10 protein-coding genes are annotated in these 7,322 nt (G+C 68.8%); 9 read left to right on the top strand and 1 reads right to left on the bottom strand.

Features of this window, described 5'->3' with window-relative positions; all coding sequences use genetic code 11:
• Positions 1-113: 113 nt before the first annotated feature.
• Positions 114-845: a DNA-formamidopyrimidine glycosylase family protein gene (locus JWP65_RS04430; protein ID WP_299760729.1), complete on the bottom strand. Its 732-nt coding sequence runs from the start codon at positions 843-845 to the stop codon at positions 114-116.
• Between the two features lie 50 nt (positions 846-895).
• On the opposite strand from JWP65_RS04430, the gene JWP65_RS04425 reads away from it, so the two are divergent.
• The 9 genes from JWP65_RS04425 to JWP65_RS04385 form a co-directional block, all read left to right on the top strand.
• Positions 896-1,954 (top strand): aldo/keto reductase, encoded by a 1,059-nt coding sequence (locus tag JWP65_RS04425; RefSeq protein ID WP_299760727.1) that lies wholly within the window; start codon positions 896-898, stop codon positions 1,952-1,954.
• Between the two features lie 5 nt (positions 1,955-1,959).
• Positions 1,960-2,451: an aminoacyl-tRNA deacylase gene (locus tag JWP65_RS04420; protein WP_299760725.1), complete on the top strand. Its 492-nt coding sequence runs from the start codon at positions 1,960-1,962 to the stop codon at positions 2,449-2,451.
• Between the two features lie 24 nt (positions 2,452-2,475).
• Positions 2,476-3,108, top strand: coding sequence for a glycerol-3-phosphate 1-O-acyltransferase PlsY (plsY, locus tag JWP65_RS04415; RefSeq protein WP_299760723.1), 633 nt, complete (start codon positions 2,476-2,478; stop codon positions 3,106-3,108).
• A 163-nt stretch (positions 3,109-3,271) separates the two neighbouring features.
• Complete coding sequence (locus JWP65_RS04410) at positions 3,272-4,045, top strand: SDR family oxidoreductase (protein ID WP_299760721.1); 774 nt, start codon at positions 3,272-3,274, stop codon at positions 4,043-4,045.
• 25 nt (positions 4,046-4,070) lie between these two features.
• Positions 4,071-4,604 carry a cupin domain-containing protein gene (locus JWP65_RS04405; RefSeq protein ID WP_299760719.1) on the top strand — a complete coding sequence of 178 codons (534 nt, stop codon included), beginning with the start codon at positions 4,071-4,073 and terminating at the stop codon, positions 4,602-4,604.
• Positions 4,605-4,614: 10 nt separating this feature from the next.
• Positions 4,615-5,526, top strand: coding sequence for an alpha/beta hydrolase (locus JWP65_RS04400; protein ID WP_299760717.1), 912 nt, complete (start codon positions 4,615-4,617; stop codon positions 5,524-5,526).
• On the top strand, positions 5,523-6,359 hold the full coding sequence (locus tag JWP65_RS04395; protein ID WP_299760715.1) for an IclR family transcriptional regulator: 837 nt from the start codon (positions 5,523-5,525) through the stop codon (positions 6,357-6,359). The genes JWP65_RS04400 and JWP65_RS04395 overlap by 4 nt, the downstream gene beginning before the upstream one ends.
• A 13-nt stretch (positions 6,360-6,372) precedes the next feature.
• The gene (locus tag JWP65_RS04390) at positions 6,373-7,170 is read left to right on the top strand and encodes an SDR family oxidoreductase (protein ID WP_299760733.1); all 798 of its coding nucleotides are present in this window, start codon (positions 6,373-6,375) and stop codon (positions 7,168-7,170) included.
• Positions 7,163-7,322 (top strand): thiamine pyrophosphate-binding protein (locus JWP65_RS04385; RefSeq protein WP_299760731.1); only part of this gene is annotated, 160 nt, incomplete at its 3' end. The genes JWP65_RS04390 and JWP65_RS04385, both read left to right, overlap by 8 nt.

Genomic DNA, 7,322 nt, shown 5'->3' with positions numbered 1-7,322 from the left:
TGGCCAGCCCGCGCGAGGGCGAGCCGGCGCGCCGCGCCCCGGCGGTGGTGGCTCCCACCGAGCCCGGCGTGGGGCAGGCCACCGGCGACGCCGGCGACACCAGCCAGTAGGCCTCAGTACTTCACCTGGCAGCTCTCGCAAAAGAAGCTGCGCCTTTGCGTGCGCCCCAGGTGCGCCTTGCTGAAAGGGATGTGGCAGCGCGGGCAGGTGCGTTTGGCGTGCGCCAGCCAGTGCTTCCTGAGCACGAACTGCTTTTTCCATTCGAGAAAGTCGAAGCTGTATTGCCTGGCTTGCTCCACCAGTTCGCGCAGCTTGGGCGCGGGCAGGGCGCCCACGGTGGACAGCGGGTGCACGCGGATGCGAAACAGCACCTCGTTCTTGATGATGTTGCCGACGCCGGCGAACAGGTCCTGGTCCAGCAAGGCGTCGCACACCAGCATGTCCGGCACGCGGCGCAGCCGCTTGCGGGCCAGCGCCGGGTCCCAATGCTCGGACATGACGTCGGCCCACCAGTCGTAGACCAGGTCCAGCGGTTCCTCGATGAACTTGACCGAACAGGCGTAGAAGTTGATCTCGCCCACGTCGAAGCCCAGGGTGAGGCGCGGCACCGCCCAGCTCTTGTCGGAATTGATGCGCCAGCTGCCGAACAGCATGAAGTGCACCTTGAGGCTGACGTGCGGAAACTCCAGCAGGAAGTGCTTGCCCCAGCTGCGGATGGATTCGATCCGCTGCCCCTGCAGCCTTTCCTTCTCGATGGTGGTGTTGCCCGCAACGCGCTCGACACTCCGGCCCAGGAACGGTGCCGCTTCTTCCTTGAGGATGACGATCGAAGGGCCTTCGGGCATGTCGGTAATATCGCTTGTCCGGCCCCCTCCACGTCACCGCTGTAACTTTCATGCGAACCATTCCCCTCGGCCAGAGCGACGTGCGCGTCACCCCGATCTGCCTCGGCACCATGACCTTCGGCGAGCAGGTGGCCGAGCGCGACGCGCACGCGATCATGGACCGGGCGATCGCCCTGGGCATCGACTTCCTGGACACCGCGGAGATGTACTCGGTGCCGGCGCGCAAGGAAACCTTCGGCGCCACCGAAACCATCATCGGCAATTGGCTGGCCGCGCGGCCAGGCCTGCGCCAGAAGATCGTGCTGGCCTCCAAGGTGGCCGGCCCGTCGCGCGGCATGGGCTGGGTGCGCGAAGGCGGCGGCATGACCGGCGCCGACATCCTGGCCTCTTGCGAAGCCTCGCTGCGGCGGCTGCAGACCGACGTGATCGACCTGTACCAGATCCACTGGCCCGAGCGCACCGTGCCCGCCTTCGGCGGCATGTACTACGACCCGGCCACCGAGCGCACCCAGACGTCGATTCTCGAGCAGCTGCAGGCGCTCGACCAGCTGGTGCAGCAGGGCAAAGTGCGCCACATCGGCCTGTCCAACGAAACGCCGTACGGCGTGCACGAGTTCGTCCGGCTGGCCGAGCAGCACGGGCTGGCGCGGGTGGCGACGGTGCAGAACCCGTTCACGCTGGTCAACCGCACGCTGGAAAACGGCCTGGACGAAACCATGCACCGGCTGGGCGTGTCTCTGCTGGCGTACTCGCCGCTGGCCTTCGGCCTGCTGACCGGCAAGTACGACGCCAGCGGCTTGGCGGGGCCGGATGCGCCGCACGGCCGCATCGCCCGCTTCGAGAGCGTGCGCAAGCAACGCTGGGGCCGGCCCGAATCGCTGGCCGCGGCCCGCCGCTACAACGCGCTGGCGCGCGAGCACGGCCTGACGCCCACGCGCATGGCGCTGGCCTGGTGCTACGGCAAGTGGCAGGTGGCCAGCACGATCATCGGCGTGACGTCGGTGGCGCAGCTGGAGGAAGACGTGGCCGCCTGGGGCACAAAGCTCAGCCCGCAGCTGCTGGCGCAGATCGACAAGATCCGCTGGGAATTGCGGGATCCCGCCGTCTGAAGTCCATGGCGAAGAAGGCGCACGTCAGCGAGACGCCGGCCACGGCCATGCTCAAGGCGAGCGGCGTCGCCTTCACCGAGCATTCGTACGAATACCTGGAACACGGCGGCGCGCAGCACGGCGCGCAGGTGCTCGGGCTCGACCCGTTCACGGTCGTCAAGACGCTGGTGATGGAAGACGACAAGGCGCGGCCGCTGCTGGTACTGATGCACGGCAACCGCAAGGTCTCGACCAGGAACCTGGCGCGGCAGATCGGCGCCAGGTCGGTGGCGCCGTGCAGGCCGGAGGTGGCGAGTCGCCACAGCGGCTACCTGGTGGGCGGCACCTCGCCGTTCGGAACCCGCAAGGCGATGCCGGTGTACGTCGAGCAAACCGTCCTGGAGCTGCCCCGCATCGTGCTCAATGGCGGGCGCCGCGGCTACCTGGTTGGAATAGCTCCGCGGGTGTGCGTGGAGTTGCTGGGCGCCAGGACCGTGAACTGCGCGCTCGTGGAGTAGCGCGGCACTGGCAGAATCCGGCCCATGCAATCCGTCGCTCCCCTGCTCGCCGCGCTGGCCGCCTACCTGGTCGGCTCCCTCGCTTTCGCGGTGATCGTCAGCCGGGTGATGGGTCTGTCGGACCCGCGCACCTTCGGCAGCAAGAACCCCGGCGCCACCAACGTGCTGCGCTCGGGCAACAAGCCAGCGGCAGTCGTCACGCTGCTGCTCGATGCCCTCAAAGGACTGGTGCCGGTGCTGCTGGTCAAGACCTACGGGGGCGATTACGGCATGGGCGACGGCACTGTGGCCCTGGTCGGCCTGGCCGCCTTCCTGGGGCACCTGTACCCGCTGTTCTTCCGCTTCCAGGGCGGCAAGGGTGTGGCCACCTTCATCGGCGTGGTGTTCGGCATCCACTGGCTGCTGGGCCTGGGCGCAGCGGCCACCTGGTTGATCATCGCCTTCTTCATTCGCTATTCCTCGCTGGCTTCGCTGGTGGCGAGCGTGTTCGCGCCGGTCTACTACCTGATGCTCGGCGGCGTGGCCTGGTACGCGGCCCGGCCGATCGCGCTGGCGCTCGGCGTCATGGCCGCCTTGCTGGGCTGGCGCCATCGCGAGAACATCAAGCGTCTGCTAGAAGGCAAGGAATCGCGCCTCGGGCCGAAGAAGAAGGCTTGAGCATTCCCCGGCCCGGCATCTGGGCGGGCCCTTTTTTTGAAGATGAACTCGTCCTAGGGTTTTCCCTAGTTCAAGGGTTTTCCTGCGTGGGTACAGTCGCAATGTTTCATACGTAGATCGCTGTTTCAATAGTGAAACGTTGAGCGCGCAAAGCAGGACCGACATGCAAGCCCTTTCCCAACGCGTTCCGCTGCTCGAAGGCCGCCGCATCCTGGTGACGGGCGCCGCGCGTGGCCTGGGCTACGCGTTCGCGCAGTCGCTGTGCGCCATGGGCGCGCGCGTGGTGCTGGCGGACCTGCTGCAAGACCAGCTGCAGGCCAGCGTCGCCAAGCTGCAAGGCCAGGGCTACGAAGCCGCCGGGTTCAAGGTCGACGTCGCCGATCCGGCCGCGGTCGTTCGCTGCTCCGAGCAAGCCGCGGGCTGCTTCGGCGGCCTCGACGGCTTGGTCAACAACGCGGCCATCACCAATTCGGGCGGCAAGTCGGTCGACGAGCTCGAGATCGAGATGTGGGACCGCGTGATGGACGTCAACGTCCGCGGCACCTGGCTGATGACGCGCGCTTGCCGGCCCGCGCTGCGCGACAGCGGCCGCGGCGCCATCGTCAACCTGGCCTCCGACACCGCCCTGTGGGGCGCCCCCAGGCTGCTGGCCTACGTGGCCAGCAAGGGCGCAGTGATCGCCATGACGCGCTCGCTGGCGCGCGAGCTGGGCCCCGACAACATCACCGTCAACGCCATCGCGCCCGGCCTGGTCCAGGTCGAGGCCACCAAGTACGTGCCCGAGGCACGCCACCGCCAGTACGTGGAGCAGCGCGCGCTGTCGCGCGACCAGATGCCGGAAGACGTGACGGGGGCGGTGGTCTATGCCATGTCCGATCTGGCGCGCTTCGTCACCGGCCAGCTGCTCGCCGTCAACGGCGGCTTCGTGATGCATTGAACGCAACGTCAAAGAGGACCCGACCATGAGTGAAGACAGCAGCAAGACCACCGCCCGCAGCTGGGACCAGCCCGAGGGCGCCAGCTTCGGCGAATGGATGGAGCAGCGCGTGGCCCGCTTCGAGACCCGCAAGTACGACTTCGACGCGCTGAAGTTCCAGGCCGACTTCGACCCCAAGTACCGCCGCGGCCAGATGCGCTACATCGGCACCGGCGGCACCGGCGTCGCCAAGGACGCCAACACCATCCCGGCCGGCAACTTCACCTTTTCCACCATGGTGATCCCGGCCGGCCACGAAGGCCCGTCGCACCTGCACACCGACGTGGAAGAGGTGTTCTTCATCCTGCGCGGCAAGGTCAAGCTGGTGCTGGAAAAGGACGGCGAGCGCTTCGAGACCATCCTGACCGACCGCGACGTGGTCTCGGTGCCGCCCGGCGTCTACCGCGAAGAGATCAACATCGGCGACGAAGATGCGCTGATGTGCGTGATGCTCGGCTCCCCCAAGCCGGTGACGCCCACCTATCCGGCCGACCACCCGCTGGCCAAGATCAAGCGCTGAAGCGAACCCCATGACCGCCGCCCATGGTGCGCAGCAAAGCTGCCCACCCGACCAGCCTGCCGACGCCCTGCGCGAGCAACTTGCCCTGCTGGAGCAGCGCTTTGCCCAGTGCCTGCTGGCCCTGCCGTCCGGCGGGCAGGTGGCGGTGCGCGAATGCGGCACGCCGGCCGCTCCCGGCCATGCGATCGTGCTGCTGCACGGCATCAGCTCCGGCGCGGCTTCCTGGCTGCACGTGGCGCTGCCGCTGGGCGAGCAGTTTTGGGTGCTGGCCTGGGACGCCCCCGGTTATGGCGACTCGACGCCGCTGCAGCAAGCCGCGCCCGCCGCGCAAGATTACGCGCAGCGGCTGGATGAAGTGCTGGCAGCGGCCGGCGTGTCCAGCTGCCTGCTGGTGGGCCACTCCCTGGGCTGCCTGATGGCCACCGCCTATGCGAGCCAGCCTCGCGCGGTGCGGGTGGAGCGCGTGGTACTGCTGGCACCGGCGCGCGGCTACGGCGCCGCCGGCCAGGAACAGGAACGCGAGAAGGTGGTGGCCGGTCGCCGCGATGCCTTGCATCGCGACGGCGTCGCCGGCCTGTCGGCGGGAATCGACAAGCGGCTGCTGTCGCCGCAAGCCGGTGCGGCCGAGCGCGCCTTGGTGCGCTGGAACACCTCGCGCATGCATGCGGCGGGCTACCTGCAGGCGGTGGCGATGCTGGGCAGCAGCGAGCTGGCGCTGCTGCCGGTCACGGTCCCGGTCGAAGTGCATTGCGGCGACGCCGACGTGGTCACCACGCCGGCGCAGTCCCGCGGCGCCGCCGAACGTCTGGGCGCGCCATGCCACGCCATCGCCAACTCGGGCCACGCCTGCCCGGTCGAGCAACCCGCCGCCGTCGCGCAGGTTCTGCTGGGCGCGGCCCGGTCCACGCTGGAGGTCGCATGAACGAAAGCCTGGTCGACGACGGCGCCGCCAGCGCCGACAAGTACATCGTGCCGGCGCTGGAGCGCGGGCTGCGCCTGCTGGGCGAGTTCAACCGCGAGACGCGCACCATCGGCGCGCCCGAGTTCGCGCGCCGCCTGAACCTGCCGCGCTCGACCGTGTTCCGCCTGCTGTCCACGCTGGAAAGCCTGGGCTTCGTCGAGCGCAGCGGCAACGACTACCGCCTGGGCCTGTCGGTGCTGCGCCTGGGCTTCGAGTACATCTCCTCGCTGGAGCTGACCGAGCTGGGGCAACCGGTGCTGCAGCGCCTGTGCGACGAGATCCGCTATCCCTGCAACCTGGTGGTGCGCGACGGCCGCTTCATCGTCTACGTGGCCAAGGTCACCCCGCCGACGCCGTTTTCCAGCGCCGTCCACGTCGGCACCCGGCTGCCGGCGCATGCCACGGTGCTGGGCCGCATCCTGCTGGAAGACCTGACGCTGGCCGAGCTGCGCGCGCTGTATCCCGAGGAACACCTCGAGGTGTTCTCGCACAGCACGCCCAAGACCGTGCCGGAGTTGTTCAACATGGTCGAAGTGGACCGCCAGCGCGGCTTCGTGCTGGGCGAGGGCTTCTTCGAATCCAGCATCTCCAGCATCGCGGCGCCGGTGCGCGGCGAAACCGGGCAGATCGTGGCTGCCCTGGGGGTGACCATTCCTTCGGGCCACATCGAAGACACCCGCATCGACGACCTGGTGCTGAAGGTGCGCGCCTCGGCCGACGCGCTGTCGCGCCTGCTGAACTACCAGCCCCGTGCCGGCAGCGCCAAGGCGGTGTCGCTGGCGACGGCGCGCTGAACCCCACATGAACATGCAAACCAGCAATCTCCAGGGCATGACCGCGGTGGTCACCGGCGGCTCCTCCGGCATCGGCCTGGCCACCGCCGAACTGCTGCTGGCCGCCGGCGCGGCCGTCGCCATCTGCGGCCGCGACGGCGAGCGCCTGCGCAGCGCCGAAGCCGGCCTGTGCGCGCGATTTCCGCAAGGCCGCATCCACGCGCAAACCTGCAACGTGCTGGAAGCGGCGCAGGTGCAGGCCTTCGCCGACGCCGTCCGGCGCGAACTCGGCCCGGCCTCCATCCTGGTGAACAACGCCGGCCAGGGCCGCGTCTCCACCTTCGCCGACACCACCGACGCCGCCTGGACCGAGGAGCTGCACCTGAAGTTCTTCTCGGTGATCCACCCGACCCGCGCCTTCCTGCCGCAGCTGCGCGAGCAGGCGGCGCCGGCGATCGTCTGCGTCAATTCGCTGCTGGCCGCGCAGCCCGAGCCGCACATGGTGGCGACCTCGGCCGCCCGCGCCGGCCTGAAGAACCTGGTGCGCTCCATGGCCACCGAGTTCGCGCCCCTGGGCATCCGCGTCAACGGCATCCTGATCGGCCTGATCGAGTCCGGCCAGTGGCGCCGCCGCTTCGAGGCCCGCGAAGACCGCTCGGTCGACTGGGCCGGCTGGACCGGGCAGCTGGCCGCGCGCAAGCACATTCCCTTGAAGCGCCTGGGGCTGCCGCAAGAAGCGGCCCAGGCGATCTTCTTTCTTTCCACGCCGATGTCCTCATACACAACCGGCAGCCACATCGACGTCTCCGGAGGCCTCAGCCACCATGCCTGATACCAACAACACCATCACCGTCGGCGCCGCCATCGCGGCCTTCCTCGAGGAGTGCGGCGTCAAGGCCGCCTTCGGCGTGATCTCCATCCACAACATGCCGATCCTGGATGCCATGCACCAGCGCGGCCAGGTACGCTTCGTGATGGCGCGCG

It is taken from the genome of Ramlibacter sp., assembly GCF_028292805.1.
In the GTDB taxonomy this organism is placed as follows: domain Bacteria; phylum Pseudomonadota; class Gammaproteobacteria; order Burkholderiales; family Burkholderiaceae_C; genus Ramlibacter.
This window is presented reverse-complemented; position numbering and strand designations above follow the sequence as displayed.

Excerpts from the sequence above, each read along its gene's own strand:
- JWP65_RS04420 (WP_299760725.1), top strand. The coding sequence starts at position 1,960 with ATGGCGAAGAAGGCGCACGTCAGCGAGACGCCGGCCACGGCCATGCTC.
- JWP65_RS04405 (WP_299760719.1), top strand. The coding sequence starts at position 4,071 with ATGAGTGAAGACAGCAGCAAGACCACCGCCCGCAGCTGGGACCAGCCC.
- plsY (WP_299760723.1), top strand. The coding sequence starts at position 2,476 with ATGCAATCCGTCGCTCCCCTGCTCGCCGCGCTGGCCGCCTACCTGGTC.
- JWP65_RS04390 (WP_299760733.1), top strand. The coding sequence starts at position 6,373 with ATGCAAACCAGCAATCTCCAGGGCATGACCGCGGTGGTCACCGGCGGC.
- JWP65_RS04425 (WP_299760727.1), top strand. The coding sequence starts at position 896 with ATGCGAACCATTCCCCTCGGCCAGAGCGACGTGCGCGTCACCCCGATC.
- JWP65_RS04430 (WP_299760729.1), bottom strand. The coding sequence starts at position 845 with ATGCCCGAAGGCCCTTCGATCGTCATCCTCAAGGAAGAAGCGGCACCG.
- JWP65_RS04395 (WP_299760715.1), top strand. The coding sequence starts at position 5,523 with ATGAACGAAAGCCTGGTCGACGACGGCGCCGCCAGCGCCGACAAGTAC.
- JWP65_RS04410 (WP_299760721.1), top strand. The coding sequence starts at position 3,272 with ATGCAAGCCCTTTCCCAACGCGTTCCGCTGCTCGAAGGCCGCCGCATC.
- JWP65_RS04400 (WP_299760717.1), top strand. The coding sequence starts at position 4,615 with ATGACCGCCGCCCATGGTGCGCAGCAAAGCTGCCCACCCGACCAGCCT.